The organism is Flavobacterium cutihirudinis (assembly GCF_003385895.1).
Classification (GTDB): Bacteria; Bacteroidota; Bacteroidia; order Flavobacteriales; family Flavobacteriaceae; genus Flavobacterium; species Flavobacterium cutihirudinis.
This window is the reverse complement of the sequence record NZ_QRDQ01000008.1, coordinates 1,032,648-1,052,337: the sequence shown is the minus strand read 5'-3', so window position 1 is coordinate 1,052,337 and position 19,690 is coordinate 1,032,648. Positions and strand designations below refer to the sequence as shown.

Here is a 19,690-nt window from a genome sequence, read left to right as displayed (position 1 = left end):
AAGTATTGTTGATTTTTTTATTTGTACATTACTTTCTTTACTGCTTTTACTACATCACCAGCATTTGGCAACCAGTCTTTTAGCAATACAGGAGAGTAAGGCGCAGGAGTATCAGCAGTTGTGATACGCTGAATTGGAGCATCAAGAAAATCAAATGCTTGTTCCTGAACGATATACGTAATTTCAGAAGAAATACTTGCGAATGGCCAAGCTTCTTCAAGGATTACTAAACGGTTTGTCTTTTTAACAGATGTAAGAATTGCATCTTTATCCATAGGACGAACTGTTCTTAAATCGATAATCTCACAAGAAATACCTTCTTTAGCTAATTCATCAGCAGCAATAAAAGCTTCTTTGATGATTTTTCCGAAAGAAACAATAGTTACGTCTTTTCCTTCACGCTTAACATCAGCAACTCCCAATGGAATTGTATATTCTCCGTCTGGCACTTCCCCTTTATCACCATACATTTGCTCAGATTCCATGAAAATTACTGGATCGTTATCACGAATCGCAGATTTCAAAAGTCCTTTTGCATCATAAGGAGTTGAAGGCACAACAACTTTAAGACCTGGAGTATTTGCAAACCAGTTTTCTAAAGCTTGAGAGTGAGTTGCTCCTAATTGACCTGCAGAAGCAGTTGGTCCGCGGAAAACGATTGGCACATTAAATTGTCCACCTGTCATTTGGCGCATTTTAGCAGCATTATTTATAATTTGATCAATACCAACTAAACAGAAGTTGAAAGTCATATATTCTACAATCGGTCTGTTACCATTCATTGCAGAACCTACTGCAATTCCTGTAAAACCAAGCTCAGCAATTGGAGTATCGATTACTCTTTTTTCGCCAAATTCAGCAAGCATTCCTTTTGAAGCTTTATATGCTCCGTTGTATTCTGCAACTTCTTCGCCCATTAAATATATGGATTCATCGTGACGCATTTCTTCGCTCATCGCTTCGCAAATGGCCTCTCTAAATTGTATTGTTCTCATATTTATATTGTATGTTGAATTTTCTGAAGAGCAAAAATAAATATTTTAAATCACTTAAAAGCATAAATTAAGTTTAAAATCGCAGGAACTTTCTCCTCTTCTATCCCTTTTGACTTTTTAAAACCTATCGCGATGTTAACGAAATCGATATAATTACAACAATTACATTCTAAAAAACACTTTTTATACAAATACTGGACTTTTTGTGTAATTCTGATTTTCAATTTGGCTTCTTTAAAACGGAACAAATCAAAATCTAGTATAAATCTTAACCAATTTTAACAGTCCTGCAAGCTAGTCAGATTACGAAATTCCTAAGAATCAGATAAAATAGCTGAATTTTTATTTCTGCAATATACTAAAAAGAGCTTCAAATTTCATAATCTTCGAAAACGTAATAGTTTTTAAAAAATATTATGCATGCATAGTATATTATTCCAATTTTAATTTCTAAATTTGTCAAAGCATATTACAAATTCAAAATATATACTTATGAAAATATTGGTTTGCATCAGCCATGTGCCTGATACTACTTCAAAAATTAACTTCTCCAATGGTGATTCAGAATTTGATACCAATGGTGTTCAATATGTAATAAATCCAAATGACGAATTTGGTTTAACACGTGCAATTTGGTTTCAAGAACAACAAGCGGCAACTGTAACTGTTGTTAACGTTGGAGGTCCTGATACTGAACCAACTTTGCGTAAAGCACTAGCAATTGGCGCAAACGAAGCAATTCGTGTAAACGCTAACCCAACTGACGGATTTTTTGTTGCAAAACAATTAGCTGAAGTAATTAAAAACGGTGGTTACGATCTTGTAATTGCAGGAAAAGAATCTTTAGACTACAACGGAGGAATGGTTCCAGGAATGATTGCAGGAATTTTAGGTTCTAACTTCTTAAACTCTTGTACAGCTTTAACAGTTGACGGAAATAATGTAAAAGCAGTTCGTGAAATCGACGGCGGAAAAGAAACGGTAAGCACTACTCTTCCTTTAATTATTGGCGGTCAAAAAGGTCTTGTTGAAGAAAAAGATTTACGTATTCCAAACATGAGAGGAATCATGACGGCAAGAACTAAAGCTTTGACTATTCTTGAGCCAGTTGATGCTCCTGTAAATACTAAAGCGGTGAAATTTGAAAAACCAGCTCCAAAATCAGCAGTAAAATTAGTTTCTCCTGATAATTTAGATGAGTTAATCAATTTATTACACAACGAAGCGAAAGTAATCTAGTAATCAGTATTCAGTCGCAGTTTTCAGTTTGCAAAACTTGAAACCTGAAACTTTAAACTTTTAAACAAAAAATTATGTCAATATTAATATATGCAGAATCTGCAGAAGGAAAATTTAAAAAAGTTGCTTTCGAATTAGCTTCTTACGCTAAAAAAGTAGCTGAATCATTAGGAACAACTGTTACAGCTTTGACTGTAAACATCAGCGACGTAAGCGAATTAGGCAAATACGGAGTTGATAAAGTTTTAAAAGTAAACAACGATAAATTAGCTGGTTTTACTGCTAAGGCTTACGCCGATGTAATCAAACAAGCTGCTGAAAAAGAAGGAACAAAAGTAGTTTTACTTTCTTCTACAACAGATAGTATTTATCTTTCATCATTAGTTGCCGTAGCTTTAAATGCTGGTTTTGCATCAAATGTTGTAGGATTACCAGTTAGCACTTCTCCTTTCCAAGTAAAAAGAAATGCTTTCTCAAACAAAGCTTTCAACATTACACAAATCGATACCGATGTAAAAGTTCTTGGTTTAGCTAAAAACTCTTACGGAATTTTTGAAAGCGCAGGAGCTGCTGCCGCAGAAGATTTTAATCCATCAATTGGAGATAATGATTTTGGTGTAAAAGTAGAATCTGTTGAAAAAGTAACTGGAAAAGTTTCTATCGCTGATGCTGATATCGTAGTTTCTGGCGGACGCGGATTGAAAGGTCCGGAAAACTGGGGATTAGTTGAAAATTTAGCCGAAGTTTTAGGCGCTGCAACAGCATGTTCTAAACCAGTTTCTGACTTAGGATGGAGACCTCACAGCGAGCACGTTGGACAAACAGGAAAACCAGTTGCAACAAACCTTTACATTGCAATAGGAATTTCTGGAGCAATCCAGCACATTGCCGGAATCAACTCTTCAAAAGTAAAAGTAGTAATTAACAACGACCCAGAAGCTCCTTTCTTTAAAGTGGCTGACTACGGAATTGTTGGTGATGCATTCGAAATTGTACCTCAATTAACTGAGAAATTAAAAGCTTTTAAAGCACAACATTCTTAATCTAAGAATTCTTAATATTATAGCTGCCTAAAAACAAGATAATCGTATCTTTGTTTTAAGGCAGCTTTTTTGTTCCATATTTTTTGATTAAAATTGCACCTTTATTTTCCAATCAAAAATAGTATTAAAATGTGGCACAAAGTGCCCTTTTTACAATCATATATGAGTCTAGTAAAATTATCTATAAAAGGAATTTCATACAGCCAAACTCAAAATGGCGCATATGCATTGATTTTGAATGAAGTTGATGGTGAAAGAAAATTGCCTATCGTAATTGGCGCATTTGAAGCCCAATCGATTGCTATTGCCTTAGAAAAAGAAATCAAACCTCCTCGCCCGTTAACACATGATTTATTCAAAAATTTCGCAGAAAGATTTGATATTGTTGTAAAGCAAGTAATCATTCACAAACTTGTTGATGGTGTTTTTTACTCTAGCCTGATTTGCGAAAGAGACAAAATAGAAGAAATAATTGATGCAAGAACTTCAGATGCAATTGCACTGGCATTACGTTTCAACGCACCAATCTTTACCTACAAAAACATCCTTGACAAAGCCGGAATTTATTTAAAATCAAATACTGCCGACACTGATCAGGGCGCTCAGGAAATTGATGATGTACTTTCGAATCCTGAAACTTTTGGACGTGAAGAAGAAAGCAATCAGTCTGGCGATGTTTACGCAAAACATACCTTACAAGAACTGAATGAACTTCTTGATCAAGCTGTTGCACAAGAAGATTATGAAAAAGCAGCTAAAATTAGAGACGAAATCTCTAGAAGATAAATTTATGTTTAATCGTTAAACTGTTTATTCGTTAAATCGATTAAACAAATTCACAATTAAACAAATCCACGATTAAACGATTAAACAAAAATGAAGCAATACTTAGATTTAGTAAAACACGTTTTAGAAAACGGCAATCAAAAAGGAGACAGAACCGGAACCGGTACTAAAAGCGTTTTTGGCTATCAGATGCGTTTTGATTTAAGTGAAGGCTTTCCAATGGTTACAACCAAAAAACTACATTTAAAATCAATCATTTACGAATTGCTTTGGTTTTTAAAAGGAGATACAAATATTAAATACCTTCAGGAAAACGGAGTGAAAATCTGGGATGAATGGGCTGATTCTAATGGTGATTTGGGGCCTGTTTACGGACATCAGTGGAGAAACTGGAACAGCGAAGAAATTGACCAGATTTCAGAATTGATTACTGAATTAAAAACAAATCCTAACAGCAGAAGAATGCTGGTTTCTGCATGGAATCCATCTGTTCTGCCAGACACAAAAAAATCTTTTGAAGAAAATGTAGCTAACAACAAGGCTGCTTTACCTCCTTGTCATGCCTTTTTCCAATTTTATGTAGCTGCTCCAGATTTAGAAAAAGGAGAAACTAAAGGAAAATTATCTTGTCAATTATACCAAAGAAGTGCTGATATCTTTTTGGGTGTTCCTTTTAATATTGCTTCTTATGCATTGTTAACTATGATGATTGCTCAGGTTTGCGATCTTGAAGCAGGAGATTTTATTCACACTTTTGGAGATGCACACATTTACAACAATCATTTTGATCAATTGGAACTACAGCTTTCAAGAGAACCAAAACCATTACCAAAAATGATTTTAAATCCAGCGATTAAAAACATTTTTGATTTTAATTTCAATGATTTTACCCTTGTCGACTACGAGCCACATCCAGGAATAAAAGGAAGTGTTGCTGTATAAATAGAATAAAAGTTATAAAAAATCCGCTTAGAATTTAAGCGGATTTTTTTATACTGCTAAAACACTGTTTTCGCTTCCTGCAAAATCATTCCATTTATATGAATCAGCTTCAGGCTCATTAACATATACTCCATCAATTAAATACTTAAACTCGTAAATAGCGTCTTTTACTAAGTCGTAAGTCGCTTTAAAAGTTCCATTTTTTAATTTACTCAAAGTTCCTTCTTCTGGATTCCAATTATTGAAATCTCCAACTACAGCAGCTGTACTTGCATCTTTCGCATCAATAGAAAAAGTAACTTTTACTACCGGTTTTGTTTTGATAAATTGTTTCTTTAAAGACATAACTGTTTAGTTTTTAGATTTATACAACTAAATTAAACAAAACCAATAAACATTCAATATCTACATGCTCGATTTACGACTATGACAAAAACCTAATATTTTTTTTATTATCCCCATAAAATAATCCTTGAAAAATTCTGAATTTCAAACTCTTAACTCATTACAACCCAAATATTCTACATTCAAAAGACTATGATTTCAAAATAAATTTTAACTTTATAACCTCATTCATTTATTATCTTATGGAAAAAGAAGTACACGAGCAATATGAATACGCCAGAAAACGAATTAGGCAAAAGAAAATTTTATACTTTCATTTTGTACTTTTTCTTTTAGGAAGCCTTTTTTTATTTATAGCTAATAGATTTTTTGGATTTGGAGCAAATTCAACTCACAATTGGTGCATTTGGGGTATTACCATATGGTTCTTCCTTTTCATATTACACTTTATAAAAGTCTATATTACGGATCGCTTTATGAATAAAAAATGGGAACGAGAGCAAATTGACAGACTTGTCGCATTACAACAAAAAAGAATCAGTCAATTAGAGTCTAAAATAAATGATGATTCCGAAAATAAAATTTAGTTTTAGAATACCATGATTATAATGATAGCGGCTGTTGCCGAAAACAATGCACTTGGAAAAAACAACGAATTAGTTTGGCATCTGCCAAATGACTTCAAGCGATTCAAATCATTAACAACGAATCATCATATTATAATGGGAAGAAAAACTTTCGAAAGTTTCCCTAAACCTTTACCAAACAGAACTCATATTGTAATTACTCGCCAGAGTGATTATAAACCAGAAGGTTGTATTGTTGTCGATAGTATCGAAAAAGCAATCGCTTTATGTCCGGAAAATGAAGACTCTTACATTATTGGCGGAGGCGAAATCTACAACCTTGGATTGCCATTTACGGATATTATCGAAATAACCAAAGTACATCATACATTTGATGCTGATACATTTTTTCCAAAAATCAAAGAAAATGAATGGCAGCTTGTAGAAACAGAAGAAAATTTTAAAGATGAAAAACATCTTTACGATTACACTTACGAAACTTACATCCGAAAATAAAAAAACATCCTCTTTTGGAGGATGTTTTTTAAAAGACTGATTAAACAACACTTACTCAGGCAATAGTTTTTGTAAAAAAAATGACAAATAATAAAACATCTGTCAAAACTGAATAACATTTTATTTGAGAACAACTCTCAAAAAGAGCCTTTAATAACAAATACCACTAAGATATTAAAGGCAAGAAAATTAAAATTTCCAAAAACAAATTTAATCCTAAGAACGTATTTTGCGTTTTAAAAAAAAGTACCATTTAAAAATTAGTACTGTAAAAACTACTTACAAGAACAAATGAATTTGCTAACGCAAAACAAAGCACTCATTTGATTTAAGTTATTGTATTATTATCAATCCTTAAAATTTTAATCGTTTATCTTTAGCAAATGTGACTATAAATTCTACACTTCACAATACCCGATTTTAGTGATTTTTTAAAAATACCTACTTTTAGTGAGGCTGATCCAGACACCAAAATCAGATAAAAAAGACAATCAGATTTACTTCTTTTTAAACATTTATTTTACAAATCGAAAAAGCCAATAACAGTTAAGTCAGATTGTATTATATTTGCCTAAATAAAAAAAATGTCTGAAAAAATAACTCCATATAAAGACTCTTCTTTAGGCAAAAAAGAGCAGGTTGCCCAAATGTTTGATAACATCTCGGGAAACTATGATAATTTGAATCGTGTCATTTCTTTTGGAATTGACGTAAAATGGCGCAAAAAAGTATTAAAAATAGTCTCAGATACCAAACCAAAAATCATTCTTGACATTGCAACAGGAACTGGTGATCTTGCTATTTTAATGGCACAAACCAAAGCCGATAAAATAATTGGTCTGGACATTTCTGCAGGAATGCTTGAGGTTGGAAAAAAGAAAGTAGAAGAAAAAAAGCTTTCAAATGTAATTGACCTTGTTTTAGGAGATTCAGAAAACATTCCTTTTGAGGAAAATTATTTTGACGCTATAACTGTTGGCTTTGGGGTTCGAAATTTCGAAAACCTGGAAAAAGGTTTTGCTGAAATCCTTAGAGTTTTAAAACCAAACGGTGTATTTGTTATTTTGGAAACTTCTGTTCCGGACAAAACACCTTATAAACAAGGCTATAAATTTTACAGCAAAAACATACTCCCAATAATTGGAAAATTATTTTCGAAAGATAATTCGGCTTACGGTTATCTATCCGAATCGGCAGCTGTTTTTCCTTACGGAGAAGCTTTAAACAATATTTTAAGAAAAATTGGGTTTATAGATGTTGTGGCTATGCCTCAAACTTTTGGAGTTGCAACCATTTATTCTGCTTCTAAAAAATAGTATGAAAAAAACAGTAATCGTAATTTTATTAGTCTTATCGACAAATGGATATTCTCAATTTGCTAAAAGTATGTTTAGCAAAGATCCGATTATCAATCTTGAAAACTGGCAAAAACAACGTGTCTATTTTGGATACTATTTGGGCTTTAACAGTTTTGACTTTAAATTCGATTATAAAACTCCTCCACAAGCTGACATTCAGGTAAAAAAAACTACTGGATTTAATGTTGGTGTTGTTGCAGACCTGAGATTGCAGGAATACATCAATCTACGATTCGAACCAGGTTTGTATTACACCAAACGTGATTTGTACTTTCCTGGTGTTGGCGATTTAGAAAAAGATTATTTAAGAGAAGTAAACAGTACCTACATTCACTTTCCTTTGTTACTGAAATTTTCAGCATTACGTACCGGAAATATCCGACCTTATTTAGTTGGAGGAATGTCAACAACTTTGAATTTATCCAGTAATTCAAAATCTCAGGATGATAACAGTGAAGGAAAATTTAGAGTAAAATCCTGGACAGCTGCATATGAAATGGGCGTTGGAATTGATATTTTTACTGAATATTTCATCTTTTCTCCTTCAGTTAGAGGTCTTTTTGGCATCACTGATGAACTTATCAGAGATAATCCGCCGTTACCAAGTGGCTACACAGATAACATTGATTCAATGAAATCCAGAGCTATTTTAATAAATTTTACTTTTCATTAAAACAAATACCTAACTATTTCGTTTAAATTCACTGAGAATAATTGCTGTTGCGGTAGCTACATTTAAACTTTCGGTTTTTTGAAGTTCACCAAATCTTGGAATTGTCAGTCGGCTGGTTACCATTTTTTCAATTTCTGCTGAAATACCATTGGCTTCATTACCCATAATAATGATACCATTTTGAGGCAGGTTTGATTTATAAATGTTTTCTCCGTCCATAAATGTCCCAAAAACAGGCAATAATGTTTGATCGACAAAGGATTTCAAATCAACATAATTTACATTTACTCTGGCAATAGATCCCATTGTAGCCTGAACGACTTTTGGGTTAAAAATATCTACGGTCTCTTTAGAGCAAATAATTTGTTTGATGCCAAACCAGTCACAAAGACGCAAAATAGTGCCTAAGTTTCCCGGATCACGAATGTCGTCTAATGCCAAAATTAATCCTGAATCGATAATTTTATTTTCGGCAGGAATTTTGAAGACTGCTAAACAGGAATTTGGAGTCGACAACGCACTTATTTTCTTAAGCTCCTGTTCGTTAATAAGCGTTCTTTTTGAAGAATGAACAGCAGCAAAATCATTTTGCGTGGTGTATAAATGCTCTAATTCAAAATTGGATTGCAACAATTCCTGAATTACTTTTACTCCTTCGGCAAAAAATAATTGATTGGCGAAACGCTGCTTTTTTTGATGTAAACCCGAGATAAGTTTTATTTGGTTTTTACTAACCATAAAATAATGTACTTTTGAATTAAATATTTAAGACCACTTGAAAAAGAATTCTACAAAAATAATAGCATTTATTCTAATAGCAATACTTATTTGCGCTTGTAATGCCGTAAAAAGAGTTCCAGATGGAAAAAATCTTCTTTTAAAAAATAATATCCTTGTAAATGGAAAGAATACAAATGATGAAATTGCAACCAATCAAATGTATCAAAAACCGAATGGGAAATTACTTGGCTATAAATTGCGTTTGAATTTATACAATTTAGCCAATTTAAATCCGGATTCTACGTATAAGGCGAGATTTACGAATCATCCTGGCAGATATGAAAATTGGTCAAAAGTTTTATCTGCAAAGCAAGTAGATCGTCTCGGGCAGTCTTTTTTATACAAAGGTATTCATGATTTCTTAAAAAATACTGGTGAAGCTCCTGTAATTATTGACACATCAAAAACTAAAAAAACTTTATTAAGATTAAAATATTATTATTTCAATAATGGCTATTTTAATGTAAAAACAGATTATGATATTGACAGTGTTGGATTTAAAAAAGCAAAAATAAACTACAATATTACAACCGGACCTGCTTACAAATTAGATTCTATTCGCACCACTATCGCAACTCCAGCGTTAGACTCACTTTATAAAGCAAGTAAAGAACCTTCCGTTTTAAAATCAGGAAACCAATATAAGACATCTGATTTTGAAGAAGAAAAAAACCGTATTACGACTTATTTCAGAAATAATGGGGCTTACTATTTCCAGCCGACCTATGTAACTTTTGATATTGATACAATTGGCAAAAAAAACCAAGCCGACGTAAATCTAATCATCAACAACAATACAATTCAGGAAAGAGATTCCAGCCGAACAGAACCTTTTAAATTATACAAGATAAGCGATGTAAATATTTACACCGATTATTCTCCGGCGAATGCAAAAACCAAAATCAACGATAGCGTAACGTACAATAACTTTAATTTGTACAGTTATAAAAAACTGAGATACAAACCACGCGCTATTACAGATGCTGTTTTTATTACTAAAGGAAGTACATTCTCTGACACCAGAACTACACTTTCTTCACGTTACTTAAACAACCTGAAAATTTTCAACTATCCTTCAATACAATATGAAGTTGACAAAAGAGATTCTACAGCGCAATCCTTAATTGCCAATGTTTACCTTACGCCAAGAAAAAAATACAGTCTTGGAGCAACTTTAGATTTAACGCATTCTAATATTCAGGATTTTGGTATTGGAGCCAGTCTTTCTGAAACAATTCGAAATGTATTTAATCGTGCCGAAACTCTTGAAATTTCGACCCGAATGAATATCGGTTCATCCAAGGATATGGCAAATCCTAATAATACTTTCTTTAATGTTTCTGAATACGGAGTAGATGTAAAACTGAACTTTCCGAGAATATTACTCCCTTTTGGAACTGAAAAAATAATTCCGAAAAGGATGATCCCTTCTACTTCAATCTCAAGCGGTTTTTCTAAACAACGAAATATCGGTCTGGACAAAGAAAACTTTACCGGTGGAATCTCCTATAACTGGTCTCCAAAACGACACAATACAGCAAAACTTGAATTACTTAATGCACAATATGTACGTAATTTAAATCCGGGTAATTATTTTAATGTTTACACTTCTTCTTATGATGAATTGAATGGGATTGGTCGGGATTACAATACTGACCCTCTTAACTGGGGAGACACCCCAGAAGAACAAATACATAAGAACTTAACAATACCGGAAGGAACCACAGGTTTTACAAACGATGTTTTTAATAATAAAACAACCCTTAGACCAGGCGATCCACAGTATCAAGACGTAGAAAGCATCGAAGAACGAAGAGTGCGTTTGACCGAAAACGACTTCATTTTGGCAACAAGTTATACTTTTACCAAAACGACTAAAAAAGATCTTGCAGACAACAATTTCTATCAGTTTAAAACCAAAATAGAATCGGCTGGTACCTTATTATCAGCGGTTTCAAATATTGCAAGTTTACCTAAAAATGTTAATGGCAATTATGAGATATTCAACCTTGAATACTCAGAATATATCAAGACCGAATTTGATTATATCAAACACTGGGACTTTGGAAAAGAAAAAGTACTGGCCGTAAGAAGCTTTTTTGGAATTGCAATTCCTTTTGGAAACTCCAATTACATTCCGTTTTCACGAAGTTATTATTCTGGAGGTTCAAATGATAATCGTGCGTGGCAACCTTATTCATTAGGACCGGGAAGCACAGATGCATTAGACGATTTTAATGAGGCCAATATGAAGATTGCATTAAGTGCTGAATTTCGTTTCAGGATTCTTGGCGATGTCAAAGGAGCAATCTTTGCAGATGCCGGAAATATCTGGAATGTGCTCGATAATGTCATCGATGAGAAGGCAAAATTTGACAACGTAAACGATTTAGCTGAAATTGCTTTAGGCTCCGGATTTGGATTACGATACGATTTAAGCTTTTTTGTTGTCCGATTAGATTTGGGCTTCAAGACCTATAATCCGGCGCATGAGAAGGGAGACAGATGGTTTAAAGAATACAATTTTGGTCATTCGGTTTTAAATTTTGGAATAAATTATCCGTTCTAATGCTAATTAATTCTTATTTTTGCAACCTAAAAACTAAAAACAACTATAAAAAAAATTACAATGGCACACAATATTAAACCAGGAGTAGCTACAGGAGATCAAGTTCAGGAGATTTTTAATTATGCAAAAGAAAAAGGTTTTGCTTTACCAGCAGTAAACGTTACTGGATCTAGCACAATCAATGGAGTTCTTGAAACTGCAGCAAAACTAAATGCGCCAGTTATTATTCAATTTTCAAACGGAGGAGCACAATTTAACGCTGGAAAAGGTTTATCTAACGCAGGTGAAAAAGCAGCAATCGCTGGTGGAATCGCCGGAGCAAAACATATACACACTTTAGCAGAAGCTTACGGAGCAACTGTAATTTTGCATACTGACCACTGTGCAAAAAAATTATTGCCTTGGATCGACGGTTTATTAGATGCTTCTGAAAAACATTTCGCAGAAACAGGAAAACCATTATTCAGTTCTCATATGATCGATTTGTCTGAAGAGCCAATCGAAGAAAATATCGAAATCTGTAAAGAATACTTAGCTAGAATGAGCAAAATGGGTATGACATTAGAAATCGAACTTGGTATTACAGGTGGTGAAGAAGATGGTGTTGACAACTCTGATGTTGATAGCTCAAAATTATATACTCAACCAGAAGAAGTAGCTTACGCTTACGAAGAATTATCTAAAGTAAGTCCTAAATTTACAATCGCTGCTGCTTTCGGAAACGTTCACGGTGTTTACAAACCAGGAAACGTAAAATTAACTCCAAAAATCTTAAAAAACTCTCAGGATTTCGTACAAAACAAATTCAATACTGGACATAACCCAGTTGATTTCGTTTTCCACGGAGGTTCAGGTTCTACACTTGAAGAAATCAGAGAAGGAATTAGCTACGGAGTTATCAAAATGAACATCGATACTGATTTACAATTTGCATACACTGAAGGAATCCGTGATTATATGGTTAAAAATCTTGACTATTTGAAATCACAAATTGGTAACCCAGAAGGTGCTGATGCTCCAAACAAAAAATATTACGATCCAAGAAGATGGGTTCGTGAAAGCGAAGTAACATTCAACGCAAGACTTGAACAAGCTTTTGCTGACTTGAATAACGTAAACACGTTATAAAAAAGTATTCAGTTTACAGTTTTAAGTGTTCAGTATCTGAGCACTTAAAACTAAATACCACTGAACACTGAAATTTTTATTACTGAACACTGAATACTAGAAAAATGGCTTGGTTTAAAAGACAAGAAAAAGGGATTACGACCGCTACAGAAGATAAGATGGACGTTCCGAAAGGATTGTGGTACAAATCTCCTACTGGAAAAATTATTGATGCAGACGAATTAGCGAGAAACTTATTCGTAAGCCCTGAAGATGATTTTCACGTTCGAATTGGAAGCGCAACCTATTTTGAAATTTTATTCGACAACAACGAATTTGTTGAGTTAGATAAAAACATGACTTCTAAAGATCCTCTGCATTTTGTGGATACAAAAAAATACGCAGAAAGATTAAAAGATGTTATGGAAAAAACTCATCTTAAAGACGCTGTACGTACGGGAGTAGGGAAATCTAAAGGAAAAGAACTTGTAATTTGCTGTATGGATTTCGCTTTTATCGGTGGATCTATGGGAGCTGTTGTAGGTGAAAAAATTGCAAGAGGTATTGATCACGCAATCAAAAACAAACTTCCTTTTGTAATGATTTCTAAATCTGGTGGAGCTCGTATGATGGAAGCTGCTTATTCGTTAATGCAATTAGCAAAAACGTCTGTAAAACTAGCTCAATTAGCTGAAGCTAAATTGCCATACATTTCGCTTTGTACAGATCCAACAACTGGAGGAACAACTGCATCTTACGCTATGCTAGGAGACATTAACATCTCTGAGCCAGGCGCTTTGATTGGTTTTGCTGGTCCGCGTGTTGTACGTGACACTACAGGAAAAGATTTACCTGAAGGTTTCCAAACTGCTGAGTTCTTATTAGAGCACGGTTTCTTAGACTTTATCACGCCTAGAAAAGAATTGAAAGATAAGATCAACTTATATATCGATTTGATTCAAAATAATGATATTCGATAGTTTTAAAACTATTCAAAATAGAAAATCCCAAGAATTGCTTCTTGGGATTTTTTTATATCTTTATTTTAAATCTTATTTTTTATGAATAGAATTTTTATTGGTCTTGTGATTTGTTTTCTTTTTTGGAATTGTGAGAAGAAAAAAAACACTCCTTATTTAATTTCAGTTGAAAAAATCAAATTATTAAATGAATTAAAAAAGAAAAACATTCCACCGCCACCTTCAGGATTTTATTCATACAACAATCTCATCATAGATCAAAAAGGCAATTTTTATTTTTATCAGAAAGATTATACTCCTTGGCATTGTATTCCATCAGAAAAAGACACAATTCCAGATTTCTTCGACATCAAACCAATTGAAATTACAAAAATCCCAAATAATAGTATTACTGATTTCATTAAACAAAATGTCTCAAATAAAAATGAGATGAAACGCATTTTAATCATAGCTTCTCAAAATGACACAATAAAGGACAACACTTTAATTTCTTATTTAAACGAAAATGAATTACGAGCTTTCTCTATAAGAAGAACAACCCAAGAAGAAGATACAGTTTTGAAATACAAGAAAAATGACGAATACTACAGTTATAAGAATATTAAATGGGACCAAAACAGAATTATACTTCCTTTTTACAAAACTGAAAACAAATAAATGTATCGTTCCTACGGAACTTCTTAATTCTTGCTTCATCTTTTCAACGGAATGAATTCCGTTGCTACCAATATTTTATTCCTATGGAATTTTTTTATGTTTTCTTATTTAGATGGCAATCTTAAATTAGCTCGCTTTTTTCAAATCCTTTTTCAGTTCTTTCTCAGCGATTTTAAAAACTAATTTTTCACGCCAGATCGCATAACGCTCCCTAAAAACAACTTTTATTGCGCTATCAACTGCACCGTGCATAAATAAACTCCAAACACTTGCCATTTTTCGAGAAATTGATGAATCCCATGCACGAAGCGTTAGAGAAAAAGAACCATCTATATATCGCATCCAATGCCACATTCCTGTTGGCATAAATAAAGTATCACCATGCTCCAGAAAAACTTCATAACCTTCTACTCCTTTTAACGCAGGAAATTTTTCAAAATCGGGATTAGCAACATCATAATCTTCTAAAGCATACGTGGTGTTGGGAAGACAATACAATCTTTTTTTCCATTTATTATCGAATAATATAATGTGTTTTCTTCCTCCAAAATGGGTATGAAAAAGATGTGGTAAATCAATATCATAATGCAAAAAAGTAATCGCTTTTGAACCTCCAAAAAACATGGCTGGCATACTTTCGATAAAACCGCCCATTAATTCTTTTGGGATTTTTACATCGTCAATTAATTCAGGCCTGTGTTTAAAAAGATTGAAGAAAAAAATACGTAATTGTGTTGGTTCACGTTTTATCAAATCGAGATATTCACCAAATTTCATACTCGCTATCGAAGCATTGATTACTTTTTTTGGATCCGCTTTTGAATTATCGACAAGTTTAACCTCTATATCTCCAGCAATTTGCTTAAAATATTCTGTTGACCACTTTTCTCTTGCTGGCCAATCTTTTGTTAGTCCTTTAATGATTAAAGGCTTTCTTTTATCCAAATAATTCTTTTTAAAATCTTCTTTGGAAATCGACTCAACAGTATCAACAGATCTAAGATTAAAGCTCATTTGTTTTGCGGATTAAGTTGTCAGTAGTCTACCAAAAATATCTAATTATTTCGAGGCATCAAAATTTACAGTAAAATAACACAAAAACAATATTACATTCCTGTTCGAATAGCTTCTACAGGATCTAAATTTGCAGCCGAAATAGCAGGTAAAATCCCTGAAATTAATCCTATAAGAGCTGCCAAACCTGTACCTAAAACAATATTTCCAAAACTTAAAACAAATTCAAAATCCAATACTTTTGTGAGAAGAAGTGCAATTCCCCAAACCATTAACAACCCTATAATTCCTCCAATTACGGAAAGTATAATGGCTTCAAACAAAAACTGAAATAAAATAAATCTGTTTTTTGCTCCCAATGATTTTTGAATTCCAATTAAATTGGTGCGTTCTTTTACCGAAACAAACATAATATTGGCAATTCCGAAACCACCTACCAAAAGAGAAAAACCACTTATAATCCAGCCTACAACATTCATCTGACCTAAAATACCGTCGATAAAATCAGTAAAACCAGAAAGTACATTAACAAAGAAATTATCCATTTCACCAGCTTTCATTCCACGAATTCCACGTAATTTCTGGGCTACTTCTGCTTTATAAGCATCCATATCAACACCTTTAACAGGTTTCAAAACAATTACCGGTGTCATTGCATCGCTATCACCATACATTCTTCGTAAAAAATTTGCCGGCAAATACACCGAAGTATCGTTACTGTCTCCAAAAAATCCAGCTCCCTGTTTTGCGATTACACCAATTACTGTAAAACGCTGCCCGTATAAACGAATATTTTTTCCAAGCGGATCACTTGTTCCAAAAAGACCTTCCGCAATATCATAACCCAAAACGATAACGGCTGTTCCTGAATTTGATTCAGATTCATTATAAAATCTTCCGCGATCAAAACTTAAACCATCTATATCAACCATTTCATTAGATGCCGGAATTATATTGACATCGCTAACTGTTTTTGAATCGTATTTCAAACTTTCATGATTTACAAATAGTTGATACGCTACTTGATCTGTATTATTTAGAGAATTCTTTAGAGCAATATATTCGTCGTATTTCACATTCGGAAACTGTTCCCTCTTCCATTGTGGAATTTCAGAAGGACCAAAACAATATTTCATTAAATAAATTGTATTTTTATCTAAACTGCTCAAATCTTTAGAAATTTTTCTGTCTAAAGAATCAACAGCAGCCAAGACTGCGATAATCGAAAAAATACCAATCGTAACACCCAACAGCGATAATAAAGTTCGTAATTTATTATTTCGCAAAGCATTTATGGCAAAACTGAGACTTTCTTTTAATAATCGTAAGTAAAGAAGCATATAATAGTATTTTTCAATAAAGTAAAATTCAATATTTTAAAATCAAAAACCTAATAAAAGTTAACTTACTCATCAGTAGATTTTTTTAGCATAATGTTACATTAATTTTCTTTAAAATAATATATAAAAAAACTACTTTTGCAGTCTGAAAATCATAACTACACAATGAGCACAACTAAAAAAATACAATCAGCGCTAATATCAGTTTTTTCTAAAGACGGATTAGAGCCAATCGTTAGAAAATTACACGAGCAAAATGTAACACTTTACTCAACAGGAGGAACTGAAGATTTCATTAAAAACCTTGGAATTCCTGTAGTTCCTGTTGAAGATATTACTTCATTCCCGGAAATTCTTGGAGGAAGAGTAAAAACATTGCACCCGAAAATTTTTGGAGGAATCTTAAACCGTCAAGATAACGAGAGTGATGTACAGCAAATGAAAGAATTTGACATTCCTCAAATTGATTTAGTAATTGTTGATTTGTATCCTTTTGAAAAAACCGTTGCTTCAGGTGCAAGCGAACAAGATATCATCGAAAAAATTGATATTGGTGGAATTTCATTAATCCGCGCAGGCGCAAAAAATTTCAAAGACACTGTAATTGTTGCTTCGGTTAACGAATACAGCCTTCTTTTAGATTTGATTACAGAACAAAATGGTTCTACAACTCTTGAAAACAGAAGATTGTTAGCTACAAAAGCATTCCACGTTTCTTCTCACTACGACGGAGCTATTTTTAATTATTTCAACACAGACGAGACTATTTACAAAGAAAGCATTGCAAACGGTCAAGTTTTAAGATATGGTGAAAACCCTCACCAAAAAGGTTTCTTCTTTGGAGATTTTGACGCTATGTTCAAAAAAGTTCACGGAAAAGAATTATCATACAACAATTTATTAGATGTTGATGCTGCAGTAAACTTAATTGCTGAATTTAAAACTGACGGACCAACTTTTGCGATTTTAAAACACAATAACGCTTGCGGATTAGCTTCTAGAAAAACAATCAGCGAAGCTTATTTAGCAGCTTTAGCATGTGATCCGACTTCTGCTTTTGGCGGAGTGTTAATTTCTAACACAAAAATTGATTTAGAAACAGCTCAGGAAATCAACAAATTATTCTGCGAAGTTGTAATCGCCCCAGCTTATGATGATGAAGCAGTTACAGTTTTACAAGAGAAGAAAAACAGAATTATTTTAGTTCAAAATGAAGTTGAATTACCATCTCGTCAAGTAAGAACTTGTCTTAATGGTTTGTTAATTCAGGACAGAAATAATATTACGGATAATAAAGAGCATTTAAAAACCGTTACAATTACAGAACCTACTGCTCAGGAGATCGAAGATTTGATCTTTGCTTCTAAAATTTGCAAGAATACAAAATCAAACACTATTGTATTTGCAAAGAACGGAACATTAATTTCATCAGGTACAGGTCAGACATCAAGAGTCGATGCATTAATGCAGGCTGTAGACAAAGCGAAAGCATTTGGATTTGATTTAACTGGAGCTTCAATGGCAAGTGATGCATTTTTCCCATTTCCGGACTGTGTAGAATTAGCTAAAAAAGCGGGAATTACTGCTGTAATTCAGCCAGGAGGTTCGATAAAAGACGAATTAAGCATAAATTATTGCAACGAAAATAATCTTGCAATGGTATTTACAGGAACGCGTCATTTTAAACATTAATTTGTTTAACTTTGTTCAAAATAATTTATAACATTTTAAACCCCTAAAAAACTTATGGGATTTTTTGATTTCATGACTGAGGATATTGCAATAGACCTTGGTACCGCAAACACTTTAATCATTCATAATGATAAAGTTGTTATTGACAGCCCCTCTATCGTAGCACGCGACAGAGTTTCAGGCAAAATCATCGCCGTTGGTAAAGAAGCCAACATGATGCAAGGTAAAACGCATGAAAACATCAAGACCATAAGGCCATTGAAAGATGGGGTAATTGCCGATTTTGATGCTTCTGAAAAAATGATCAATATGTTCATTAAAAGTATTCCTGCATTGAAAAAAAGAATGTTTACACCAGCTTTAAGAATGGTTGTGTGTATTCCGTCTGGAATTACTGAGGTTGAAATGCGTGCAGTAAAAGAATCTTGTGAAAGAGTAAACGGAAAAGAAGTTTATTTGATTCATGAGCCAATGGCAGCAGCAATTGGTATTGGTATTGATATCATGCAGCCAAAAGGAAACATGATTGTTGATATCGGAGGTGGTACAACAGAAATCGCTGTTATCGCATTGGGTGGTATTGTTTGCGATAAATCTGTAAAAATTGCAGGTGACGTTTTCACTAATGATATTGTTTACTATATGCGTACACAACACAACCTTTTTGTTGGAGAAAGTACTGCTGAGAAAATTAAAATACAAATTGGAGCCGCTATTGAAGACTTAGACGGCCCACCAGAAGAAATGTCTGTTCAGGGTAGAGATTTACTTACCGGAAAACCAAAACAGGTTGATGTTTCTTACCGTGAAATTGCTAAAGCATTGGATAAATCAATTCAACGTATTGAAGATGCTGTTATGGAAACCTTATCTCAAACTCCTCCTGAATTAGCTGCCGATATTTACAATACTGGTATTTATTTAGCTGGTGGAGGATCAATGTTGAGAGGTCTTGACAAACGTATTTCTCAAAAAACAGACTTACCGGTTTACATTGCCGAAGATCCATTAAGAGCGGTTGTTCGCGGTACAGGAATGGCACTTAAAAACATTGCAAAATTCAAAAGCATCTTAATTAAATAAGATTC

Annotated in this window: 19 protein-coding genes; 14 read left to right on the top strand and 5 right to left on the bottom strand. The window is 33.3% G+C overall.

Annotated features, from left to right (window positions below; translation table 11 throughout):
- Positions 1-17 precede the first annotated feature (17 nt).
- Positions 18-995 carry a pyruvate dehydrogenase complex E1 component subunit beta gene (locus BD847_RS10285; protein WP_115888173.1) on the bottom strand — a complete coding sequence of 326 codons (978 nt, stop codon included), beginning with the start codon at positions 993-995 and terminating at the stop codon, positions 18-20.
- A gap of 492 nt (positions 996-1,487) precedes the next feature.
- Between BD847_RS10285 and BD847_RS10280 the strand changes: the two genes are divergently transcribed.
- The 4 genes from BD847_RS10280 to BD847_RS10265 all read left to right on the top strand — a co-directional run bounded on the left by BD847_RS10280 (position 1,488) and on the right by BD847_RS10265 (position 5,005).
- Entirely contained in the window at positions 1,488-2,234 is a 747-nt protein-coding gene (locus BD847_RS10280) for an electron transfer flavoprotein subunit beta/FixA family protein (RefSeq protein WP_115888172.1), read from the top strand.
- A gap of 74 nt (positions 2,235-2,308) precedes the next feature.
- On the top strand, positions 2,309-3,277 hold the full coding sequence (locus tag BD847_RS10275) for an electron transfer flavoprotein subunit alpha/FixB family protein (protein ID WP_115888171.1): 969 nt from the start codon (positions 2,309-2,311) through the stop codon (positions 3,275-3,277).
- Between the two features lie 162 nt (positions 3,278-3,439).
- Positions 3,440-4,063, top strand: coding sequence for a bifunctional nuclease family protein (locus BD847_RS10270; RefSeq protein ID WP_115888170.1), 624 nt, complete (start codon positions 3,440-3,442; stop codon positions 4,061-4,063).
- A gap of 90 nt (positions 4,064-4,153) precedes the next feature.
- Positions 4,154-5,005: a thymidylate synthase gene (locus BD847_RS10265; RefSeq protein ID WP_115888169.1), complete on the top strand. Its 852-nt coding sequence runs from the start codon at positions 4,154-4,156 to the stop codon at positions 5,003-5,005.
- Between the two features lie 48 nt (positions 5,006-5,053).
- On the opposite strand, the gene BD847_RS10260 is transcribed toward BD847_RS10265, so the two are convergent.
- On the bottom strand, positions 5,054-5,350 hold the full coding sequence (locus BD847_RS10260; RefSeq protein ID WP_115888168.1) for an isoamylase early set domain-containing protein: 297 nt from the start codon (positions 5,348-5,350) through the stop codon (positions 5,054-5,056).
- A 242-nt stretch (positions 5,351-5,592) separates the two neighbouring features.
- Here BD847_RS10260 and BD847_RS10255 point away from each other — a divergent pair, with 242 nt between their 5' ends.
- The 4 genes from BD847_RS10255 to porT all read left to right on the top strand — a co-directional run bounded on the left by BD847_RS10255 (position 5,593) and on the right by porT (position 8,463).
- Positions 5,593-5,937 carry a 2TM domain-containing protein gene (locus BD847_RS10255; RefSeq protein WP_115888167.1) on the top strand — a complete coding sequence of 115 codons (345 nt, stop codon included), beginning with the start codon at positions 5,593-5,595 and terminating at the stop codon, positions 5,935-5,937.
- Positions 5,938-5,949: 12 nt separating this feature from the next.
- Positions 5,950-6,432, top strand: a complete 483-nt coding sequence (locus BD847_RS10250) for a dihydrofolate reductase (protein WP_115888166.1) — start codon at positions 5,950-5,952, stop codon at positions 6,430-6,432.
- A 584-nt stretch (positions 6,433-7,016) separates the two neighbouring features.
- Complete coding sequence (gene ubiE, locus BD847_RS10245) at positions 7,017-7,748, top strand: bifunctional demethylmenaquinone methyltransferase/2-methoxy-6-polyprenyl-1,4-benzoquinol methylase UbiE (RefSeq protein ID WP_115888165.1); 732 nt, start codon at positions 7,017-7,019, stop codon at positions 7,746-7,748.
- A 1-nt stretch (position 7,749) separates the two neighbouring features.
- Positions 7,750-8,463 (top strand): type IX secretion/gliding motility protein PorT/SprT, encoded by a 714-nt coding sequence (porT, locus tag BD847_RS10240; protein ID WP_115888164.1) that lies wholly within the window; start codon positions 7,750-7,752, stop codon positions 8,461-8,463.
- Between the two features lie 9 nt (positions 8,464-8,472).
- Here the strand turns inward: porT and BD847_RS10235 are convergent, their stop codons facing one another.
- Entirely contained in the window at positions 8,473-9,201 is a 729-nt protein-coding gene (locus BD847_RS10235; RefSeq protein WP_115888163.1) for a TrmH family RNA methyltransferase, read from the bottom strand.
- Positions 9,202-9,238: 37 nt separating this feature from the next.
- Between BD847_RS10235 and tamL the strand changes: the two genes are divergently transcribed.
- The 4 genes from tamL (at position 9,239) to BD847_RS10215 (ending at position 14,556) form a co-directional block, all read left to right on the top strand.
- Positions 9,239-11,812, top strand: a complete 2,574-nt coding sequence (gene tamL, locus BD847_RS10230) for a translocation and assembly module lipoprotein TamL (protein ID WP_115888162.1) — start codon at positions 9,239-9,241, stop codon at positions 11,810-11,812.
- Positions 11,813-11,872: 60 nt separating this feature from the next.
- Positions 11,873-12,940: a class II fructose-bisphosphate aldolase gene (gene fbaA / locus BD847_RS10225; RefSeq protein WP_035645669.1), complete on the top strand. Its 1,068-nt coding sequence runs from the start codon at positions 11,873-11,875 to the stop codon at positions 12,938-12,940.
- 104 nt (positions 12,941-13,044) lie between these two features.
- Positions 13,045-13,899 (top strand): acetyl-CoA carboxylase, carboxyltransferase subunit beta, encoded by an 855-nt coding sequence (gene accD, locus BD847_RS10220; protein ID WP_017498373.1) that lies wholly within the window; start codon positions 13,045-13,047, stop codon positions 13,897-13,899.
- 81 nt (positions 13,900-13,980) lie between these two features.
- The gene (locus BD847_RS10215; RefSeq protein ID WP_115888161.1) at positions 13,981-14,556 is read left to right on the top strand and encodes a hypothetical protein; all 576 of its coding nucleotides are present in this window, start codon (positions 13,981-13,983) and stop codon (positions 14,554-14,556) included.
- Between the two features lie 126 nt (positions 14,557-14,682).
- On the opposite strand, the gene BD847_RS10210 is transcribed toward BD847_RS10215, so the two are convergent.
- Both BD847_RS10210 and BD847_RS10205 read right to left on the bottom strand, forming a co-directional pair.
- Complete coding sequence (locus BD847_RS10210) at positions 14,683-15,570, bottom strand: cupin-like domain-containing protein (RefSeq protein ID WP_115888160.1); 888 nt, start codon at positions 15,568-15,570, stop codon at positions 14,683-14,685.
- A gap of 92 nt (positions 15,571-15,662) precedes the next feature.
- The gene (locus tag BD847_RS10205) at positions 15,663-16,910 is read right to left on the bottom strand and encodes an ABC transporter permease (protein ID WP_115888159.1); all 1,248 of its coding nucleotides are present in this window, start codon (positions 16,908-16,910) and stop codon (positions 15,663-15,665) included.
- Between the two features lie 165 nt (positions 16,911-17,075).
- Here BD847_RS10205 and purH point away from each other — a divergent pair, with 165 nt between their 5' ends.
- Together purH and BD847_RS10195 are read left to right on the top strand one after the other, a co-directional pair.
- Positions 17,076-18,602, top strand: a complete 1,527-nt coding sequence (gene purH / locus BD847_RS10200; protein ID WP_115888158.1) for a bifunctional phosphoribosylaminoimidazolecarboxamide formyltransferase/IMP cyclohydrolase — start codon at positions 17,076-17,078, stop codon at positions 18,600-18,602.
- Positions 18,603-18,656: 54 nt separating this feature from the next.
- A complete protein-coding gene (locus BD847_RS10195) occupies positions 18,657-19,685 on the top strand; it encodes a rod shape-determining protein (protein ID WP_115888157.1) in 1,029 nt (342 codons plus the stop codon).
- Positions 19,686-19,690 lie beyond the last annotated feature (5 nt).

Excerpts from the sequence above, each read along its gene's own strand:
- BD847_RS10285 (WP_115888173.1), bottom strand. The coding sequence starts at position 995 with ATGAGAACAATACAATTTAGAGAGGCCATTTGCGAAGCGATGAGCGAA.
- purH (WP_115888158.1), top strand. The coding sequence starts at position 17,076 with ATGAGCACAACTAAAAAAATACAATCAGCGCTAATATCAGTTTTTTCT.
- BD847_RS10210 (WP_115888160.1), bottom strand. The coding sequence starts at position 15,570 with ATGAGCTTTAATCTTAGATCTGTTGATACTGTTGAGTCGATTTCCAAA.
- fbaA (WP_035645669.1), top strand. The coding sequence starts at position 11,873 with ATGGCACACAATATTAAACCAGGAGTAGCTACAGGAGATCAAGTTCAG.
- BD847_RS10265 (WP_115888169.1), top strand. The coding sequence starts at position 4,154 with ATGAAGCAATACTTAGATTTAGTAAAACACGTTTTAGAAAACGGCAAT.
- BD847_RS10215 (WP_115888161.1), top strand. The coding sequence starts at position 13,981 with ATGAATAGAATTTTTATTGGTCTTGTGATTTGTTTTCTTTTTTGGAAT.
- BD847_RS10260 (WP_115888168.1), bottom strand. The coding sequence starts at position 5,350 with ATGTCTTTAAAGAAACAATTTATCAAAACAAAACCGGTAGTAAAAGTT.
- BD847_RS10205 (WP_115888159.1), bottom strand. The coding sequence starts at position 16,910 with ATGCTTCTTTACTTACGATTATTAAAAGAAAGTCTCAGTTTTGCCATA.
- ubiE (WP_115888165.1), top strand. The coding sequence starts at position 7,017 with ATGTCTGAAAAAATAACTCCATATAAAGACTCTTCTTTAGGCAAAAAA.
- BD847_RS10195 (WP_115888157.1), top strand. The coding sequence starts at position 18,657 with ATGGGATTTTTTGATTTCATGACTGAGGATATTGCAATAGACCTTGGT.
- BD847_RS10280 (WP_115888172.1), top strand. The coding sequence starts at position 1,488 with ATGAAAATATTGGTTTGCATCAGCCATGTGCCTGATACTACTTCAAAA.
- accD (WP_017498373.1), top strand. The coding sequence starts at position 13,045 with ATGGCTTGGTTTAAAAGACAAGAAAAAGGGATTACGACCGCTACAGAA.
- BD847_RS10250 (WP_115888166.1), top strand. The coding sequence starts at position 5,950 with ATGATTATAATGATAGCGGCTGTTGCCGAAAACAATGCACTTGGAAAA.
- BD847_RS10255 (WP_115888167.1), top strand. The coding sequence starts at position 5,593 with ATGGAAAAAGAAGTACACGAGCAATATGAATACGCCAGAAAACGAATT.
- porT (WP_115888164.1), top strand. The coding sequence starts at position 7,750 with ATGAAAAAAACAGTAATCGTAATTTTATTAGTCTTATCGACAAATGGA.
- BD847_RS10270 (WP_115888170.1), top strand. The coding sequence starts at position 3,440 with ATGAGTCTAGTAAAATTATCTATAAAAGGAATTTCATACAGCCAAACT.
- BD847_RS10235 (WP_115888163.1), bottom strand. The coding sequence starts at position 9,201 with ATGGTTAGTAAAAACCAAATAAAACTTATCTCGGGTTTACATCAAAAA.
- BD847_RS10275 (WP_115888171.1), top strand. The coding sequence starts at position 2,309 with ATGTCAATATTAATATATGCAGAATCTGCAGAAGGAAAATTTAAAAAA.